Raw genomic sequence first — 17,993 nt, 5'->3', positions numbered from 1 at the left:
GACATGAGCGTGCCACCGATGGAGACAGCCGGGATGATCCGGTACCCCGAGGGCTCGGCCGCCGCGCTGCTGCGGCACACCGTCGTTCAGACCCAGCGGCTGCTGCTGCGCTGGTCCCGCAGCCCGGTCACGCTGGTGGAGACGCTGGTCTTCCCGGTGCTGCTGCTGGTCATGCTCGACATCGTGGTCGGCAGCCAGATCGAGCGCTTCTCCGGCACCAGCGCCCTGTACGGGTCGGTGCCTATGGTCGCGATCATCGGCGCCCTGTCCGGGGCGGCGGCGAGCGGGGTGATCCTGGGCCGCGAGCGCGAATCCGGCCTGCTGGCCCGCCTCTGGGTGCTGCCGGTGCATCGGGCCTCGGGCCTGGCCGCCCGGGTGCTCGCCGAGGGGTGCCGCATCCTGGCCGGAACCGCGGTGGTCGTGGTGGTCGGCCTGCTGCTCGGATTCCGGTTCCAGCAGGGTCCGGCCGCCGCGGCCGCCTTCGTCCTGATCCCGGTGCTGCTCGGGCTGGCGGTGGCCACGATGGTGACCGCGGTGGCCGTGTTCACCGCCAAGGCGACCCTGGTGGAGGGCATCGCGGTGCTGAGCTCGCTGCTGATGTTCTTCTCCACCGGATTCGTCCCCCTGGCCGCCTATCCGCGGTGGATTCAGCCGGTGGTGCGCGAGCAGCCGCTGTCGGTGGCGGTGGACACGATGAAGGCGTTGTCGCTGGGCGGTCCCCTCGCCCGCCCGCTCGCTCTCACCGTCGCGTGGTCGCTGGGCCTGATCCTGGTCTTCGCGGTCCCGGCGGCCTTCGGCTACCGCCGGGCCAGCCGCCGGTGAGCCCGGGACGATCCGCCGTTGTCAAGGCCCCCTTCGCATCTTGTCGCGAATCGGCGCATCGACTAGGCACCGGGCACTCTCGGGCGCACTATGCTGACCGCCGTGCTCGAACCGCAATCTCCCGTCACGCCCCACCCCGACATCGCCCATCTGGCCCCGCTGCTGGGCACCTGGCGCGGCTCCGGCCACGGCGAGTATCCGACCATCGAATCCTTCGACTACGACGAGGAGATTCACTTCGGTCATGTCGGCCGCCCGTTCCTGACCTACCGACAGCGCACCCGCCACGCCGGCGACGGCCGCTCGCTGCACGCCGAGACCGGCTACCTGCGCTGCGCCGGCCCGGACCGGATCGAGCTGATCCTCGCGCACCCGACCGGCATCACCGAGATCTGCGAGGGCACCATCGAGCTGGCCGAGGACGGGCTGCGCCTGGAGATGGGCTCCACCCACATCGGCCGCAGCAGCACCGCGAAGCTGGTCACCGCGCTGGGCCGCAGCTTCCGGCTGGTCGGCGACACGATCGACTACTCGCTGCGGATGGCCGCGGTGGGGCAGCCCGAACAGCACCACCTCGCCGCCACCCTGCGACGCGCGGAGTAGTAACCCAACCGAGACGACATTGTGACCCATCCGCTGACCTGCACGATTGTGCGGTTTTGCCGGTATCCGGCCGCGGATGGGGGTTGTCCCTGCATGGCGTGCCGTCTTACCGTTTTTGGATCAGCTAACACCTGGCGACCACGATTCGAACCCTTCGCCTTTCCCTCACCCACACGGGAGAACGCCCACCCATAGGGAGAAGACTATGAAGCGGTCGGCTCTAGTAGTTTTCACCGCGGGAATGATCCTCGCCGGCGCTGGCGCCGTGGAGATACTCGGCGACAATTCGGACGGCGGCAACTCGCCGGCGCACACGAATGCCCCCGCCGGCGCACACGACGACCTGAAACCTCTTCACGAACGCTGAACCGAAGCAAAACCCCACTGCCGCAAAAATTCTCACGCTCCCGATGGCACCGCGAGCAGCATATCGCGGGTCACCGCCACCGCATTGTCGGAGCTACCGCCCTCGACCAGCAAGGTCGCCCACGCCATATCGCCGCGGTATCCGATGAACCACGAGTGCGATCCGCCCTCCACCTCCGCCTCGCCGGTCTTGCCGTAGACCTCGCCCTGATCGGCGATCCGGTCGGCAGTCCCGTCGAGCACCACCTTGCGCATCATCTGCCGCAGCCCGACGATGATCTTCGGCGCGGGTGCGGATCCGGCACCGGCCACCGTCGTCGGGTGCCCCGACAGCAGGTAGGGCACCGGCGTGGAGCCGTGCGCCACGGTGGCCGCGACCAGCGCCATCGCGAACGGGCTCGCCAGCACCCGGCCCTGCCCGATCCCGTTCTCGGTGCGCAGGGTCTGATCGCCGGTCGGCGGGACCGACCCCGAGGCGGTCGGCAGCCCGGCGATCGTATAGTCCGGGCCCACACCGAATTTCGCGGCCGCGGTGGTCAGCGCATCCCCCGGCAGCCGGCTGGCGATCTTGGCGAAGGCGGTGTTGCAGGACCGGGCGTAGGCCACCGCCATCGAGGTGTCGCCGAGGCTGAATTCGTCGTAGTTGGGGATCGTGCGCTGTCCGATCACGATCCGGCTCGGGCACGGCACCGTGCTGTCGGGCTCGGCGATACCCGCCGACATCGCCGCGGCCGCGGTCACGGTCTTGAAGGTCGAACCCGGCGGATACAGGCCCGAGGTCGCCACCGGGCCGTCGCTGTCGGCCTGTTTGTTCTGCGCCACGGCCAGCACCGCGCCGGTCGAGGGCTGGACGACCACCATCATCGCCTTCTCGGTGCGGCCGTCCACCGCGCGCTGCGCCGCGTTCTGCACGTCGCGGTCCAGGCTCAGCGCGAAGGACGGGGCCGGTTGCGGCGCAACCTCTTTCAGGATGTCGGTGTCCACGCCGTTGGCATTGACGGTGACGACGTCCCAGCCGGATTTGCCATCGACCTCGTCGATGACGGTCTTGCGCACCTGGGTGATCAGGTCCGGCGCGAAGTTCCGGTCGGTGGGCACCATGTCCCACTCCTTGGCCATGGTGACCCCGGGCAGTCCGAGCAGCGCGTCGCCGATCTGGTCGAACTCCCAATCGGTCAGCTGCGCAACGGTATCCGTGCCACCGGCCTGGCGGGCGGCAGCCAGGATAGCGGCCGGGGTGAGGGTGTCGTCGAACCGCGTCAGCACCGAGCTCAGCGTGTTCACGGTGTATTGCTGATCGGTGGCATCGGCCAGGGTGAGCGTGATCCGGTGCACCACACCGGGTATCAACACATCGGTGCCCGAGCGCTCGTTGACCCTGGCGCGCGGAGCAGGGGTCTCGCGCAGCGCCATCGTCTGGGTGTCCCCGAGCCGGGGATGAATGTCCGAGGCCATCCAGCGCACCTGCCAGCGGCCGTCGGTGCGGCCCATCGGCAGTTCCCCGGAGTAGGTCCAGACGCGTCCCCGGGCCAGATGCCATTCGTAGGTGTAGTTCACCGTGGCGGTATCACCGCTGATGTGGGCCGAGCCGGTGTGCGCCGACATCTGCTGTGCACCCAGGTTGTCCCAGGCCGCCGCGAGCGCGGCCCGTGCCCTGTCGGGCTGATTGGTCATACCTGCCGCGGACCCCACGTCGTGGCGGGCGAGTGCGGTGACGAAATCGTCGGCGGCCACGACCGGCCCCTGCGGCCCGCCACCGCACGCACCGGTCGCCGCCCCGACCACGGCGGCGGCCAGCACGATCAGCATCCGGTGCCGCACTCGCCCATTCGTGCGGTACCAGCAGGGATTTCGCAGCGTCGCCATCGCATCGAATGGTATCCAGGCAATGTGCCCGCTAACCGGTCGACACACGGGAGAACGCGCTCGCCGTCACCTCACACCAGGCAGGCCAGGTACATCGCGACCGCGATCTTGGGGTCGCGGGGATTGCGGCCGGTCAATGCGGCGATCTTGTCGAGCCGGTAGACGACGGTATTGCGGTGGATCGACAGGCGCGCGGCCGTCCCGACGAGATTGAATCCGCTTTCACACCAGGCAATCAGCGAATCCCGCAGGGCCGCATAGTCGGGCTCGATCACCAGACGCGCGAGCTGCGCGTCGGCGAAACGGGCGCGGGCGCCGTGACCCGCGGCGTCCAGCAACTGCAGGACGCGAAGATCCGCGATGTCGGCTATCGCGATGTCGGCGCCGGATCTCGGCGAACCCAGCCGGAGCGCGGCGGACGCGTCCGCCAGCGAATCCCTCGATTACCGTGTGGTTGCGCTTGCGTGGGATACGCTGAGGATTGTCCGACAGCGAGCGCCTTTTTCAGTTGCTGTGGATTTGGTGGTGGACTGTTGATGAGCGAGGATGATCCGTTCCGGACGTTTCGCGATGAGTCTGCGCCGGTCACGGACGAACTGAGCGCAGCCGGTTTCGAGAACGCCGAAGAGGTCGGGCGGGGTGGGTTCGGGGTGGTGTACCGCTGCACCCAGCCCTCGTTGGATCGGACGGTGGCGGTGAAGATCCTGACCGCCGAGCTGGATCAGGAGAATCAGGCGCGGTTCTTCCGGGAGCAGCGGGTTATGGGTCGGCTGACCGGCCACCCGAACATCGTCACGGTGCTGCAGGCCGGTACCACTGCCGGCGGGCGCCCCTATCTGGTGATGCCGTATCACCCGTTGGACTCCCTGGATGTGCAGATCCGTCGCCAGGGGCCGCTGCCGGTGGAGTCCGTGCTGTGGGTCGGGGTGAAGATCGCCGGGGCGCTGGAGTACGCGCATCGGTTGCACATCGTGCATCGGGACGTGAAGCCGGGAAATATTCTGCTCACCAATTACGGTGAGCCGGCGTTGTCGGATTTCGGTACCGCGCGCATCGCCGGCGGGTTCCAGACCGGGGCGGAAACCGTGACCGGATCTCCGGCGTTCACCGCACCGGAGGTGCTGGAGGGGCAGGTTCCGACTCCGGCGGCGGACGTCTATGGGCTGGGTGCCACTTTGTTCTGTGCGTGGACCGGGCATGCGGCGTTCGAGCGGCGCAGCGGGGAGAACGTGGTCACCCAGTTTCTGCGGATCACCACACAACCGGTGCCGGATCTGCGCGAGCACGGCATCGCCCACGACGTCTCGGCGGTGGTGGCGGCGGCGATGAGCCGCGATCCCGGCGAGCGGCCGTCGGCGGTGGCGCTGGGCGAGGCGATCCGGCAGGCGCAACGCCACCACGGGTTCTGTGTCGATGAGATGGCGCTGCAGGGCGAGCCGGTCCCGCAGCGCCGCGACCGCGAGCCGCCGACACGGGGATGGCATCCGCCACCGGCGATGGTGGTGGGTCATGGTGGAGCAGGTAGCCCGCCGCTGGAGCTGACCAGTTTCGTGGACCGGCGCACCGAAGTGGCGGAGGTGAAGAATCTGCTGGCCTCGTCGCGGCTGGTGACGCTGACCGGGGTCGGTGGGGTCGGCAAGACACGGTTGGCGCTACGGGCCTCCTCGGCTGTGCGACGCGATTTCGCCGACGAGATGTGGTTTGTCGGCCTGGCCAACGTGTCGGATCCGTCGCTGCTGGTGGATGTGGTTGCGGGCGCGCTGGGTCTGCGTGATCAGTCGGCACGGCCGTTGCGCGAGGTCGTGGTCGAGTACCTGTCGGCTCGGCGGGCGCTGCTGATCTTGGACAACTGCGAGCAGGTGGTGGCGGCCGCAGCGGAGTTGGTCGAAACGCTGTTGCGGGCATGTCCGAACCTCCGGATCCTGATCACCAGTCGGGAAGCGTTGAATATCGCCGGGGAGGCGTTGCTGCAGGTGCTGCCGCTGACGGTTCCGGATCCGGGCCGGGCACCATCGTTGCGGGGACTGCCGCGGTATGACGCGGTGACATTGTTCGCCGACCGCGCCGCCGCCGCGGTGAACGGCTTCAAGCTCGGCGACAATAACGTAGTCACCGTCGCCCGCATCTGCGCCCGCCTGGATGGATTGCCGCTGGCCATCGAGCTGGCGGCGGCGCGGATGCGGATGATGTCGCCGGAGCAGATCCTGGGGCGGCTCGACGATCGGTTCGCGCTGCTGACTCGAGGCAGCCGCACCGCGCCGACGCGGCAGCAAACGCTGTGGTTGTGTATCGACTGGAGCTATGAGTTGTGCACTCCGGACGAGCAGCGGTTGTGGGCCCGTTTGTCGGTGTTCGTGGGCGGTTTCGAACTCGAGGCCGCGGAGCAGGTGTGCGGATACGATATGGCGCCGGGCAGCGCGCTCGATGTGCTGTTCTCGCTGGTGGACAAGTCGGTCCTGATCCGGGAGGAATCCAATGCCGTCGTGCGGTTCCGGATGCTCGACACCGTGTGGGACTACGGTCGGCACAAGCTGCAGGAGTCCGGCGAAGCCGATCTGCTACGGCGTCGGTACCGCCACTGGTATCAGCGGTTGGCGCTGGACGCCGAGGCCGAGTGGGTCAGCGATCGCCAGATCGACTGGGTCGCGCGCCTGGAACGCGAAGAACCCAATCTGCGGGAGGCGCTCGAATACAGCCAGGCAGACAACACTGAGGAGGCGGCCCAAACCGGACTGCGCACAGCCGGCGCACTGTGGCTGTTCTGGACGTACTTTGGCCTGCTCGGAGAAGGCCGGCGTTGGATCGACCGCATCCTGGCCCACCCGAAGGTCTACTCGATACCCGACCGTGTCAAGGCGCTGCACACTGGCGCCGTGATGGCTGCAATCCAGGGTGACCTCGAAGCGGCAGCCGCCTTGGTGCAGCAGGCACGCGCGCTCGCCGAGCAAGCTCCCACTCCGGAAATCCGAGCGCTGGTCGACTATGCCCAAGGCTATCTGGCGTTCTACGGGGGTGACCTCGCTTCGGCCTCGGCCGCCCTCGAACGCGTCATCGAGGTGTTCGGCGCGAATCCGCGAGAGCCTCGGTACGTCGGCGCTTTGATCACTCTCGGTTTGAACCATGCCATGCACGGCGACCCCGCGCGAGCGATCGAATATCACGGGAAAGTACTGGCGATCACCGAGAAATACGGCGAAACGGTGTTCCGGTCCACCGCGCTGTGGGCCCTGGGCACCGCGGTATGGAAGCAGGGCGACCGGCGACGGTCACAAGAACTGCTCCTGGAAGCGCTGCGCATCAACCGGCAGGTGGGCAGCGCTATGCTTGCCGCGCAGAGTCTCGAGGCGCTTGCCTGGATCGCCGCTGCCGATGGGGCTGCCGAGCACGCCGCCGTTCTGTTGGGAGCCGCGGGCGAACTGTGGCAGTCCATAGGGAACATCCTGTTCGGCGTCCCGGGGCTGTTGGCCTACCATGAGGAATGCGACCGGACGGTGCGTGCCGCCCTCGGCCCACGCGGATTCGCAGCGGCCTTTCGGCGCGGCCAGGTGAAGGGCATGGACGCCGCGGTGGCCTACGCACTCGGGGAACAAACCACGGACGCCGCGCGCCCGTCGAGTCCGTCCGTGGAGCTGACCAAACGTGAGCGGCAGGTCGCAGCACTGATCGCCCAAGGCCTGACCAACAAGCAGATCGCCGCAAAACTGGTCATCGCGCAACGTACCGCCGAGGGGCATGCCGAACATATCCTGACCAAGCTCGGATTCACCTCCCGCGCCCAGATCATGGCCTGGGTCCTGGAAAATACTGAGCGATTGAACGGTGCTTAGGAGGCCGCTGACAGACGAGCCGGGAGGGAGTTGGGGCGGGGGACTATTGGCATGGGGTCCGCTGCGCGGCCTGTGAGGACCCGGGCCCCACAGGCCTTCGGCGCTGGTGAGCCCCGCCGGATGAGACTGCGCAGGTTGAGCCCGGCGGTGCGGCGCGAGAGCTACAACGTGAGCACCCCGAGCATGCGCGCCCGGAACGGTCACGAGGAGCGGAGGCACGCTCCTTCATGCCATCAGGGACTGTACTGAGCCCCCGTTCGGATCTCGGGACAGGGACCCGGCCGGGTTCAGATGCACCGCTGGTCGGACTGCCCGACGCCGCGCCCGGCGGCCCTACCCGACCCAGGGATGAGATCGCCCTGGACCACGACTTTAGTCTAGGCCGGGGTCACGCATTACCAACTCTGGGCCCGGTCGGCTGAAGGAGTACGAGACCTTCTCGAGTTCCGTGGCTTCTACGGTGAGTCGAAGTTCGAACCGATCGGGTAGCAGGTAGTACGTGGCGTGCTCCAGAAGCCGGTCGTCCGCATCCATCGTTTCTCGTTGCATGACCAGCAGCGGGTGCCCGGTTGCGACGCCTAGCGGGTGCGCCAGGTCTTCCGGCGCACTTTGACTGGTCAGCGTTATTCGTGCATAGCTGAGAGCTAGCCCCAAGTTGTCCTGGAGCACCTGGTAGATGGGGTGTTCCTCGATCTCGGCGCGGGAGATCCGCTGACCGAACGGATCGGGCACTGCGAGGTCAGCTACGGCTTGAGGTGCCCCGTCGATCGTATAGAGCCGGCGTATCATCAGCGCTCCGTCCATTGGGTGAGTCATTTGTGGCGGTAGCTGAGGTTCGCTAACCCATTCGAAGCGCAGTATCTGTCCTTCAGGAAGCTTCCCGACGCTGGCGAAGATCGAAATGAACGGCCTGAGCTGATCCAGCGGATGCACGATACGCCGAGGTGCCACGAATGTCCCGGCTCCCTGCCGGCTTACCAGTAGTCCCTCCTCGACGAGCCCGCTCAGCGCCCGGCGCACCGTCGTCCGGCTGACCCCGTAGCGGTTGACCAGTTCTTTCTCGGTCGGCATCTGGCTGTCCGGTGCCATCTGCGACACCTGCGCGCGCAACCGCTCGGCCAGTTGCTTATGTATGCTCGCGCTACCCCTGGTCAGGCCAGAGTTGTCTTCGATTGACATCAAACCTGCTCTCGACTTGTATCCTGTTGTATGTTAGGCTCTGGGATATCAGCATACCAGTCAATGTGGAGGGGTAATGCAGCTAACTTCGTTGGAACGCGACATGTTGGATGGCCGTCACGGTGACGCGCTCGCCGACATCCTGCGTGAGCAGGTCAGTGTCGGAGAGTTCTTCGGCGCAGAGCGATTTGTGGAGATCACCAACGCCCACTTCATGGGTGACCGTGAGGTGTTCGGCCAGGCAGGCACCAACTATCTGCAGCGGTTGGCCTCGGCAGAGGTCTCGGTCAGGGTTCCTACCACGCGCAATGCGCAGTCGGTCGACTTCGAGCAGGCGCACCTGTTCGCCCAGTCTCCCGAGTTGGTCGACGGAGAGAAGGAGACTCGGGTTTTGCTGCGGCGCCTCGGGGTCTCCACGGTGAACACCTGCATCGGCTACCAGAGCGTGTACCAGCCGAGGCTCGGTGAGCACGTGGCGTGGGGTGACACTGGCACGGTCGCGTACGCGAACGCGGTGCTGGGTGCCCGCACGAACTACGAGTCTGGCGCGGCCGGCCTCGCGGCGGCCTTGACCGGACGTACCCCGGAGTACGGGTTCCACCTGGACGTTCACCGGCGAGCCAACGTCCGGGTGCGAGTCACCGCCGCGCTCCCTGACCTGGCGGACTGGGGCGCGCTCGGCGCTGTAATCGGCGAGCGGTGCCGCGGCTATTGGAATGTTCCGGCCGTGGAGCTTGTGAACCGGGAAGGACCGGTGTCAGACGAGCTCAAGCACTTCGGCGCGAGCCTGGCCAGCTTCGGCTCGATGGCGATGTACCACATCGTAGGCACCACTCCGGAGGCCCCGACCTTCGCCGAGGCCAACAGCGGCCGCGAACTGATCGACGAGTTCGAGGTGACGCAGGACGACATCGACGCCGTGTTCGCCCGGGACCTCGCCGACGGGGGCAATGTCGATCTGGTGGTGTTCACCGCGCCACAGCTGTCCTTCTTCGAGGTGAAGCGGATCGCCGAGCGACTCGAGGGACGCAAGGTTGCCGACTCCGTCCGTCTGATCATCACGACCAACAGCATGACCTGCGAGGCGTTGCGCGAGGGGGGACACCTGGACGCCATCGTCGCGGCCGGCGGCATCGTGCTGCGCGGAACCTGCTGGTACGTGATGGACCCGGCGGCGCAGCGTGAGCACTTCGGCTGGCGCAGTCTGGCCACCAATTCGGCCAAGCTGGTGAACATCATCCGGGCCCATGGCTATCGACCGGCTTTGCGCCGCACCGACGAATGTATCGACGCCGCACTGACCGGAAAGGTGGCCGGGCGATGAGTGATCTGGTCTTCCATGTCGCGCAGGCGACCGGCCCGCTGGTCGAGGCCCCGGCCGTCGTCAGTCCGGTGCCGTTCAGTGCTCGCTACGACCTCGATCGAACCACCGGCGTGATCTCCCGCGAGGACCACCCGCTGCGCGGAGAGTCGGTCAAGGGCAAGATCTTGATCGCCCGCGGGGTGCAGGGGGGAGTCGCGGCGGGCTGGGCCTTTTTGGCCATGCGCGGTCTCGGTGTCGGGCCGCGTGGGATGCTCTTCGGCGCGACGAACCCGGTCATGGTTCAAGGCGCGGTCACCGCCGGCCTCACGATCGCTGCCGGCGTCGACCCCGCGTTCTTCGACAACGTGTCACACGGTGACACGATCCGGCTCGATCCAGCGGCTCACGAGGTCACCATCCTTCGGAACTAGCAGGCGCCCGAACTCGGCCTGCCGGGGGGACCTGGCGGTCGAGTGCCGTGGTGGATGTCGTTGCGGGCCATGCGTTCGGGTCAATGGCATCTGTGCAGTGTTGGCTGACGACGTCGCCAAAGTCTGTTCGTCAACGCGGTCGGTCGACAGCTCCCAGCTGTCGACGTCTGCACCCCTCTCACCCGGACGCCTGCCTGACTCACAACACCGCGATTAGGGACAAGATGTCGCTACTCCAAGTATTCTCCCTCGTCCTTCTTATCGCTGCTTTCGCCTTCGCGATCTGGCGGCATATCAATGTTGGCCTGGTGACCATTTCGGCGGGCTTTATTCTCACCACTGTGGCAGGTGTTCCTGTCGGGACATATTTCAAATATTTCCCCGGCAGCCTGGTGATCCTCATTGTCGGAGTTACGTATCTGTTCGGGCATGTTCTGCGAAACGGTGCCATCGACCGACTGATCGGCATCACCGAACGCGCCACCGGGAGGCGGGACTGGCTCCTGCCGTGGATTATGTTCGCGGTCGCCGCGCTGCTCAGCGGGATCGGAGCCCTTCCGACGGCTTCGCTCGCAATTGTCATCCCCATCGCCATTCGTACCGCCCTGCTGCGTGACATCAATTTGATGCTGATGGGCGTTGTGACCGTTATGGGCGGTCTGGCCGGCGGTTTCTCGCCAATCAGCGTCTGGGGTCAGCTGGTCGGCACTCTCGTTACCCATGCCGGCCGTTCGGAGTCCTCGATTGGACTGTTCGTCATCGAATTCGGTCTCAATCTACTGGTGGCGGTAGCCGCATTCATCATCTACGGCGGCGTTGGCCTGATGCGGCGCAAAACCACGACTGAGCTGGGGCCGTCAGAGGGACCGTCCGCCTCATCCGAGCAGGGGGGCAGGTTCACGCGCTCCCAGATCGGTTCGCTAGTCGGGCTCGTCGTCTTTGCCGGTGCGGTCCTGGTGCTCCCCGTCGACGTCGGGCTGACGGCATTCGTCGTCGGGCTGATCCTGCAGCTGGTGTTCCGGCCGGCCGAGAGGGAGATCATCCGTGACCTACCCTGGTCGGTGGTGCTGATCGTCAGCGGCGTCCTGCTCTACGTCGGGCTGCTCGACAAGCTCGGCACGTTCGACGCCATCGCGCATCACCTCCAGGGCATCAACAGTCTGAGCCTGACCATCCTGGCGCTGGCTTTCGTCGGTTCACTCTTTGCGTCCTTCGAGTCATCGTCGGTCGCTGTCCTGGGCATCGTGATCCCGGTAGCGCTGCAGGTCACACACGGCGCGACCGATGCGGGATTGCTGCTCATCCTGTGTGCGGTGTGCTGGGCGATCGTGACGATCAGCACCAGTCCGTACCACCTCTGCGGCGGCCTCGTGCTGGTCAGCAGCCCCGAGGGCGTACAACCGCGGCTGTTCCGGCAGCTGCTGATGTGGTCGTTCGGCGTAGCAGTGGTCATCCCACTGATCGGCTGGACAATCCCCTTCGTCGTCTCCGGGTGAACCCGGAGGTCACGCATCACTACGAGGAAGCTCCGCATGGTAATTGACCGAGGGACGACCGGCGACGAGCCGGACACCGCTGTCGAGGAGTTCGAGCCCGACTACCGCTTCACGCTGGCCAACGAGCGCACCTTCCTGGCGTGGCTGCGGACATCGCTTGCCCTGTTGGCCGCCGCAGTCGCCATCGTGCACGTCGCGCCGGAGCTGTTCGCTCCCGTCGCACGGCATCTCGTCGGAGGCGTACTGGTCGCGCTCGCCATCTTCACGACCGGGGCCGGGCTGTACCGGTGGGGAAAGGTCGACGCCGCCATGCGGCGAGGCCTGCCGTTGCCCCGGCATCGGATGCCGATGTTGCTCGCGGCCGGGCTGCTACTTGTCTCGGTGCTCGGGTTCGCGTTGGTGATGAGCGGCGTGGTGTCGGGGTGAGCGAACTGATCCCGCGTAAGCCCCCGGACGACGGCCTGCAGGCTGAACGCACGTCGCTGGCGTGGAGCCGCACGGCGTTCGCTGTGCTCGCGAACGGTGTTCTACTTCTTCTCCGGGACCTGTACCCGTTCACCGGGCCGCTACGGCTGCTGCCCGCCCTGATGGCCGTCGTCGTCGCCCTGGTTACGTATGCCGTCGGTAGGCAGCGGCAACGAACGTTGCGCCAACGACCGCTGCCCGCGGTCATCACCGCACGTCGCCACATCCAGGGGATCGGAGTCGCCATACTCGTCTTGATTTTCGCGACGGCCGTCGCCCTGCCGGTTTGATGGCTCCTCATTATGAAGCGTTGAGGCGTCCTCTCACGTGGTGCTCGTCCCTGTCGGGCAGGTGCCGCCCGTGTACGGATGACAACTTGCATACCTTTGGGAGTGAAGTGGAGGCCGTCCGGACCGTTACCGCCGTGCGGGCCCACTTGACCGGCACGGTGCTTGCCTTAGGGCTCGCGCCGGAGTCGGTCACTTCCCTCACCTGGCCCTCGGAACCCTGACGTGCCTGACGGCGGCCCGCAGCACGGCGGCGCGTGCAGGTGGCGCAGCTGTGTGACGGCATCGACCGCGCTGCGTCCTGAGGGGTGGGGGGATGGGTGGCCAGCACTGGCCCGCCGCGGGCTGGCGCGACCGCCTTCTTCACCCGTCGGGGCGCAGCGGCAGAACGCCTCCGGGTGGACGATCCGGCACGCGACCCGTTCCAGGCACTGCAGCACCGCCTGCGAGCAGCTGGGCGTACCTCCTCGGCCAGCGACTCGGCCTTCAGCCCGCGTAGTCCACCGCTGCCAGCTCACGCGACACCGAGCTCGATGAGAAGGGTCGCTGGCCGGTCTTGACCGAGCCGGGACCTTCGAGCTAAGGTGCCGATGGCCGATGAGTTGTATTCTAGTTGTATATGGTTCAGCATCTGAGTTGTATTCAGTTGACCAAGGCGGCCGACGACCGAGGAGGTGGGCGATGACGCCCTTGCGGCTACGTACTGAGTTCATCAAGGCAGTGGGAGCCAACGGCGTGGTGGACGACCCCCTGGAGCTTCGCACCTACGAATGTGACGGGCTGACGGGTTACCGGGTCATTCCCTCTCTGGTTTTGCTGCCGCGCGACGCGGCGGCTGTCGCGGCAGCAGTGCGGATCTGTGCTCGGGAGGGGGTGCCGTTCGTCGCTAGAGGGGCCGGAACCGGCCTGTCGGGTGGTGCCCTTCCGGCCGCTGACGGAATCGTGATCTCGTTGCAGCGATTGAGGTCGATCATCGAGGTCGACCCGGTGAACCGGCGGGCGATCGTCGAGCCCGGCGTCACCAACCTCGACATCACTCGAGCCGCCGCACCGCACGGCCTTTACTTCGCGCCGGATCCGTCGAGCCAGCAGGTCTGCACGATCGGTGGCAACGTCGCCGAGAACTCCGGGGGCGCGCACTGCCTGAAGTACGGGTTCACGGTGCACCACATCCACGAGATCGAGGTGGTACTGCCCGATGGGTCGATCACCACGCTCGGCGGAGACTCGCCGCACCAGCCGGGTTACGATCTGCTCGGAGCGTTCATCGGCTCCGAGGGCACCCTTGGCGTGGTCACCCGGATCACGGTCAAGCTGCTGCCCCGTCCGGCATCGGTGCAGACCCTGGTCGCCGACTTCCCGTCGGTCGAGCAGGCCGGTGACACCGTCACCGCCATCATCGCAGCGGGCATTATCCCGGCGGCGGTGGAGATGATGGACACCTTGGCCATCGAGGCCGTCGAGGAGGCGGTGAGCGCGGGCTACACGCTCGGCGCCGCTGCGGCGCTGATCGTCGAGCTCGACGGCCCGGCCGACGAGGTCGCGGTCCATCTCGAAGAGGTGCAGAAGTTGTGCCGCGACAATGGCACCACCGCCCTGAATCTGGCGGCCTCTGCCGACGAGCGGGCCAAGATATGGAAGGGCCGGAAGGCGGCGTTCGCCGCCGTCGGCCGGATCAGCCCGAACTACTTCGTCCAGGACGGCGTGGTCCCGCGAACCCGGCTGGCCGAGGCTCTGACCCGGATCGGCACCCTTGCCGACGAGGCGGGCCTGCGGGTCGCGAACGTGTTCCACGCCGGGGACGGGAACCTGCATCCGCTGGTTCTCTACAGCGAGGCCAACGGCGAGCACGAGCGGGCGGAGCACCTGTCGACGTCGATCGCCGAGCTGTGCGTCGACCTCGGCGGGTCGCTGTCCGGCGAGCACGGGATCGGCATGGACAAGGCGTGCTCCATGCCGCGCCAGTTCACCGAGTCCGATCTGGCCACGATGGCGCTGCTGCGAACCGCCTATGACCCGGCCGGTATCTGCAATCCCGGAAAGCTCCTGCCCACACCACGGCTGTGCGGCGAACGCCCCGGGCCACACCACCCGCACCCGCTTGAATCCGCGGGTCTGATCGAACGGATGTGACTGTGCAGGCGACCCCAATCGGGGCGGGCGCTGGTTCGCTGAACGCGACACCTGGAATGACGCTTCGCCCGACTTCACTAGACGAGCTGCATACGGCCCTCGCCGACACGGCTCGCACACACCCCAGGCTGTTGATCGCCGCCAATGGCACCGCGGCCGACTGGGGCGGACGCCCCGAGCCGGCGGACGCGTCGGTCGATGTCACCGGGCTGTCGGGCGTGCTCGTCTACAATCCCGCCGACATGACGATGGCGGTCCGTGCCGGGACACCGCTCGCCGTCGTCCAGGAAGAGCTGTCGAAGAGCGGACAACGAGTGGCCTTCGACGCCGCGCGCGTCGCCAGGGGCGCGACCCTCGGAGGGCTGTTCGCCACGGCCGACGGGGGGCCCTCCCGCCAGTGCTTCGGAATCCTGCGCGACCTGGTCATCGGCGTGACCGTGGTGCTCGCGGACGGTACCGTCGCGCGGTCCGGCGGGCATGTCATCAAGAACGTCGCCGGCTACGACCTGGCCAAGCTCTTCCACGGGTCGTTCGGGACGCTCGGCGTCGTCGCCGAGGTCGTCCTGCGCCTGCATCCGCAGCCCCGTGCCGAGGCGACCGTCGAGGTCGCGGGCACCGCCGAGGAGGCTTTCGCCTCCGCTGGGCGGATCATCGGATCGGCGCTGGATGCCGCGGCCCTGGAGTGGGTGCACGACGATGACGCCGGTGGCCGGATGCTGGTCCGGTTGGAAGGCACTCCTGACGGTGTGACCGAGCGTGTCGCAACCGCTACCGCGCTCTCCGATGGCCGCGCGCGGACGCTCGAGGCGGACGCGGCGGACGCCGCTTGGCGGGCGGCCGCAGCTGTGGCCGACGGCACCGATGGCGACACCGTGCTGCGGGTCGGCTCGCTTCCGTCGGAGGGGCCCAGGCTGGTCGGCCTGATCGCGGCCGTCGCCGCGGAGTCGAAGGTAGACGTCGCTCTGAGCAGCACGATCGCTGCCGGCGTGCACACGGTGCGGCTGCGCGGAGGCGATCGGGGAGCACATGACCAGGTGCTCGCAGCGCTGGGCCCCGTGGTCGGTGCCGCGTGCACCGTGCATCGGCGGGACGGGCTCGGCCCGGACACCTCGTCGTGGGTTGCCCCGCCGCCCACTGCCCCGCTGATGCGTGCGATCAAGCAACAGTTCGACCCGCAGGGGCGCTTTGGCAACGGACGCTTCGCACCCTGGCTCACCACCCCCGGACCTCGAGAGAAGAAGACGTCATGACCGAGATCGCAGATGCCGGTACCTCAGGCTCGTTCGACGAGCACCACCCTCCCCGACGTGAGCTGCTCGATGACTGCGTGCATTGCGGCTTCTGTCTGCCGACCTGTCCCACCTACGCGGTAACCGGCGAAGAGATGGAATCTCCCCGCGGCCGGATCTACCTGATGGACCTCGCCGCCCGTGGCGAGGTGAGCCTGGACGAGGCGTTCGGGAACCGGATCGACTCATGCCTGGGCTGCCTGGCCTGCGTCACCACCTGTCCCTCCGGCGTGCAGTACGACAAGTTGATCGAGGCTGTGCGGCCTCAGGTCGAGCGGCACGTGCCCCGCACGTTCGCCGACAAGCTGTTCCGCAAGTTGATCTTCATGGTGTTCCCGTACCCACGCCGGCTTCGGCTCGCCGCGCTGGGCGGGATCGCCTATCAGCGCCTCGGCATCCGCGCACTGCTGCACCGACTCGGTGTGATCGCCGCGTTGCCACCCCGGCTGCGCGCGATGGAGGCGCTGCTGCCCAGGACCACCGTGCGGAAGCTCTTCACCCGCACCGCCCCGTTCACGCCTTCGGCCGGCAAGTCCCGCCTGCGCGTGGGCCTGCTGGCCGGCTGCGCCAACCGAGTCTTCTTCGGCGACGTCAACGCGGCGACCGTCCGCGTGCTCGCCGCCGAGGGCTGCGACGTGTACGTGCCGCAGGAGCGCCAATGCTGCGGCGCGCTTTCGGTCCACGCGGGCCAGGAGGAAGACGGCTTGGCGCGGGCGCGGGAGACGATCGACCTCTTCGAGCGTTATGACCTCGACGTCGTTGTCGCGAACGTCGCCGGCTGCGGCTCGACGCTCAAGGAGTACGGCGAACTGCTCCGCGACGACCCGGAATACGCCGAGCGCGCCAAGGCGTTCGCTGCCCGGGTCCGGGATGTGAACGAGCTCGTCGCCGAGCTGCCGCAGCAGGCACCGCGCAATCCCATCGTGACCAAGGTCGCCTACCACGACGCGTGCCACCTGGCCAATGCCCAGGGCATCCGCAGCCAGCCCCGCGAGATCCTCCGGGCGATCCCCGGGCTCGAGGTGTCCGACATCGCCGAGGCCGACCTCTGCTGCGGCTCGGCCGGCATCTACAACATGGTGCAGCCGGAGAAGGCCGAAGAACTCGGCAAGCGGAAAGCAGCGAATCTCCAAGCCGTCCAGCCGGACGTCGTCGCCACCGCCAACGCCGGCTGCCTTCTGCAGATTCGCCGGTTCCTCGACGCTGGCGTGCCCGTCGTCCATCCGATCCAACTGCTCGATGCCTCCATCAGGGGTGTCGACCTGCTGAAGGAAGAGACAGCGTGACCATCCGCTACCTCGTCAACTACTCGATCATCTTCACCGAGTTTCCCATACTGGAACGCCCCGCCGCCGCGCGTGCCGCCAGCTGTAGTGTCACTTTGGGCAGGCCGCGGTAGCGGGCCGGCGTAGGCCGCAGGCGGTGACGGCCTGGTGGATAGTGGATGCCGCGTCGGCACGCAGAGCGTATTTGTCCTTCTACTACACCGACTGATCGCAGGCGATCGAGTCGGCGCGGCTCACCGAACTCCAAAGCGTCGGCCTGGTCGAGCGCGAAGTGGACCCGAGACCGCCGATCACCGCGACCTATCGCCTCACCGAACGTGGCCAGGGACTCGGCCCGGCGATGGACCGCTGCGAGTATGGGCCGGCGCCGCTGTCGACGACGAGGGTCGACCGATCCGAAGGCAATCGACTGGGACACCGCGCGCTACCGGACGGGGCTGCGACCGATGACACCCGATGGACCGCCGCTGATCGGGCTCGGCAGGCACGACAACCTCTACTACAACACCGGCCACGGCCACGTCGGATGGACGATGGCCTGCGGATCGGCGCGCATACTCGCCGACCTCGTCGACGAGCGCGGCCCCGATATCGATCCGTCGCCCTATTCACCGATAGGCCGCAACCGGCACCGCTGATC

The 17,993-nt window shown here is 67.3% G+C and carries 15 protein-coding genes; 12 read left to right on the top strand and 3 right to left on the bottom strand.

All coding sequences use genetic code 11. The annotated features are described in order from the left end of the window. Positions 1-3 precede the first annotated feature (3 nt). Both ABH933_RS01770 and ABH933_RS01765 read left to right on the top strand, forming a co-directional pair. Positions 4-822, top strand: coding sequence for an ABC transporter permease (locus tag ABH933_RS01770; protein WP_245401188.1), 819 nt, complete (start codon positions 4-6; stop codon positions 820-822). Between the two features lie 90 nt (positions 823-912). Then, on the top strand, positions 913-1,425 hold the full coding sequence (locus ABH933_RS01765) for a peroxynitrite isomerase (protein WP_429414357.1): 513 nt from the start codon (positions 913-915) through the stop codon (positions 1,423-1,425). 399 nt (positions 1,426-1,824) lie between these two features. Here the strand turns inward: ABH933_RS01765 and ABH933_RS01760 are convergent, their stop codons facing one another. Both ABH933_RS01760 and ABH933_RS01755 read right to left on the bottom strand, forming a co-directional pair. Continuing rightward, positions 1,825-3,657, bottom strand: a complete 1,833-nt coding sequence (locus ABH933_RS01760; protein ID WP_429414354.1) for a penicillin-binding transpeptidase domain-containing protein — start codon at positions 3,655-3,657, stop codon at positions 1,825-1,827. A gap of 71 nt (positions 3,658-3,728) precedes the next feature. Continuing rightward, positions 3,729-3,995: a PucR family transcriptional regulator gene (locus ABH933_RS01755; RefSeq protein ID WP_429414351.1), complete on the bottom strand. Its 267-nt coding sequence runs from the start codon at positions 3,993-3,995 to the stop codon at positions 3,729-3,731. Between the two features lie 198 nt (positions 3,996-4,193). Here ABH933_RS01755 and ABH933_RS01750 point away from each other — a divergent pair, with 198 nt between their 5' ends. Further along, positions 4,194-7,484, top strand: a complete 3,291-nt coding sequence (locus tag ABH933_RS01750; RefSeq protein ID WP_429414348.1) for a protein kinase domain-containing protein — start codon at positions 4,194-4,196, stop codon at positions 7,482-7,484. Between the two features lie 372 nt (positions 7,485-7,856). Here ABH933_RS01750 and ABH933_RS01745 read toward each other — a convergent pair whose 3' ends face one another. Next, entirely contained in the window at positions 7,857-8,663 is an 807-nt protein-coding gene (locus ABH933_RS01745) for a GntR family transcriptional regulator (RefSeq protein ID WP_429414345.1), read from the bottom strand. 76 nt (positions 8,664-8,739) lie between these two features. On the opposite strand from ABH933_RS01745, the gene ABH933_RS01740 reads away from it, so the two are divergent. The 9 genes from ABH933_RS01740 to ABH933_RS01700 all read left to right on the top strand — a co-directional run bounded on the left by ABH933_RS01740 (position 8,740) and on the right by ABH933_RS01700 (position 17,991). Continuing rightward, positions 8,740-9,987, top strand: a complete 1,248-nt coding sequence (locus tag ABH933_RS01740; RefSeq protein ID WP_429414342.1) for an aconitase X — start codon at positions 8,740-8,742, stop codon at positions 9,985-9,987. Next, positions 9,984-10,397, top strand: coding sequence for an aconitase X swivel domain-containing protein (locus ABH933_RS01735; protein ID WP_429414339.1), 414 nt, complete (start codon positions 9,984-9,986; stop codon positions 10,395-10,397). The genes ABH933_RS01740 and ABH933_RS01735 overlap by 4 nt, the downstream gene beginning before the upstream one ends. Positions 10,398-10,621: 224 nt before the next feature. Further along, positions 10,622-11,893, top strand: a complete 1,272-nt coding sequence (locus ABH933_RS01730; protein WP_429414336.1) for an SLC13 family permease — start codon at positions 10,622-10,624, stop codon at positions 11,891-11,893. 36 nt (positions 11,894-11,929) lie between these two features. After that, a complete protein-coding gene (locus ABH933_RS01725) occupies positions 11,930-12,319 on the top strand; it encodes a YidH family protein (RefSeq protein WP_429414333.1) in 390 nt (129 codons plus the stop codon). Positions 12,320-12,324: 5 nt separating this feature from the next. After that, on the top strand, positions 12,325-12,648 hold the full coding sequence (locus ABH933_RS01720) for a DUF202 domain-containing protein (protein ID WP_429415658.1): 324 nt from the start codon (positions 12,325-12,327) through the stop codon (positions 12,646-12,648). 678 nt (positions 12,649-13,326) lie between these two features. Further along, positions 13,327-14,778 carry an FAD-linked oxidase C-terminal domain-containing protein gene (locus ABH933_RS01715; RefSeq protein ID WP_429414330.1) on the top strand — a complete coding sequence of 484 codons (1,452 nt, stop codon included), beginning with the start codon at positions 13,327-13,329 and terminating at the stop codon, positions 14,776-14,778. 56 nt (positions 14,779-14,834) lie between these two features. Next, a complete protein-coding gene (locus tag ABH933_RS01710; protein WP_429415655.1) occupies positions 14,835-16,028 on the top strand; it encodes an FAD-binding oxidoreductase in 1,194 nt (397 codons plus the stop codon). Beyond that, entirely contained in the window at positions 16,025-17,353 is a 1,329-nt protein-coding gene (locus ABH933_RS01705; RefSeq protein WP_429414327.1) for a (Fe-S)-binding protein, read from the top strand. Before ABH933_RS01710 ends, ABH933_RS01705 begins: the two co-directional genes overlap by 4 nt. Before the next feature lie 356 nt (positions 17,354-17,709). Next, positions 17,710-17,991 (top strand): FAD-dependent oxidoreductase, encoded by a 282-nt coding sequence (locus tag ABH933_RS01700; protein WP_429415652.1) that lies wholly within the window; start codon positions 17,710-17,712, stop codon positions 17,989-17,991. The last annotated feature ends 2 nt before the right edge of the window (positions 17,992-17,993 follow it).

This window comes from Nocardia sp. GP40 (assembly GCF_050434125.1).
GTDB lineage: Bacteria > Actinomycetota > Actinomycetes > Mycobacteriales > Mycobacteriaceae > Nocardia > Nocardia albiluteola.
Note: the sequence above shows the minus strand (reverse complement) of the source record. Positions and strands in the feature narration are given on the sequence as shown.

Coding starts and splice junctions, on each gene's coding strand:
- ABH933_RS01725 (WP_429414333.1), top strand. CDS start 11,930: ATGGTAATTGACCGAGGGACGACCGGCGACGAGCCGGACACCGCTGTC.
- ABH933_RS01750 (WP_429414348.1), top strand. CDS start 4,194: ATGAGCGAGGATGATCCGTTCCGGACGTTTCGCGATGAGTCTGCGCCG.
- ABH933_RS01735 (WP_429414339.1), top strand. CDS start 9,984: ATGAGTGATCTGGTCTTCCATGTCGCGCAGGCGACCGGCCCGCTGGTC.
- ABH933_RS01745 (WP_429414345.1), bottom strand. CDS start 8,663: ATGTCAATCGAAGACAACTCTGGCCTGACCAGGGGTAGCGCGAGCATA.
- ABH933_RS01760 (WP_429414354.1), bottom strand. CDS start 3,657: ATGGCGACGCTGCGAAATCCCTGCTGGTACCGCACGAATGGGCGAGTG.
- ABH933_RS01705 (WP_429414327.1), top strand. CDS start 16,025: ATGACCGAGATCGCAGATGCCGGTACCTCAGGCTCGTTCGACGAGCAC.
- ABH933_RS01765 (WP_429414357.1), top strand. CDS start 913: ATGCTGACCGCCGTGCTCGAACCGCAATCTCCCGTCACGCCCCACCCC.
- ABH933_RS01770 (WP_245401188.1), top strand. CDS start 4: ATGAGCGTGCCACCGATGGAGACAGCCGGGATGATCCGGTACCCCGAG.
- ABH933_RS01710 (WP_429415655.1), top strand. CDS start 14,835: ATGACGCTTCGCCCGACTTCACTAGACGAGCTGCATACGGCCCTCGCC.
- ABH933_RS01700 (WP_429415652.1), top strand. CDS start 17,710: ATGGGCCGGCGCCGCTGTCGACGACGAGGGTCGACCGATCCGAAGGCA.
- ABH933_RS01715 (WP_429414330.1), top strand. CDS start 13,327: ATGACGCCCTTGCGGCTACGTACTGAGTTCATCAAGGCAGTGGGAGCC.
- ABH933_RS01730 (WP_429414336.1), top strand. CDS start 10,622: ATGTCGCTACTCCAAGTATTCTCCCTCGTCCTTCTTATCGCTGCTTTC.
- ABH933_RS01740 (WP_429414342.1), top strand. CDS start 8,740: ATGCAGCTAACTTCGTTGGAACGCGACATGTTGGATGGCCGTCACGGT.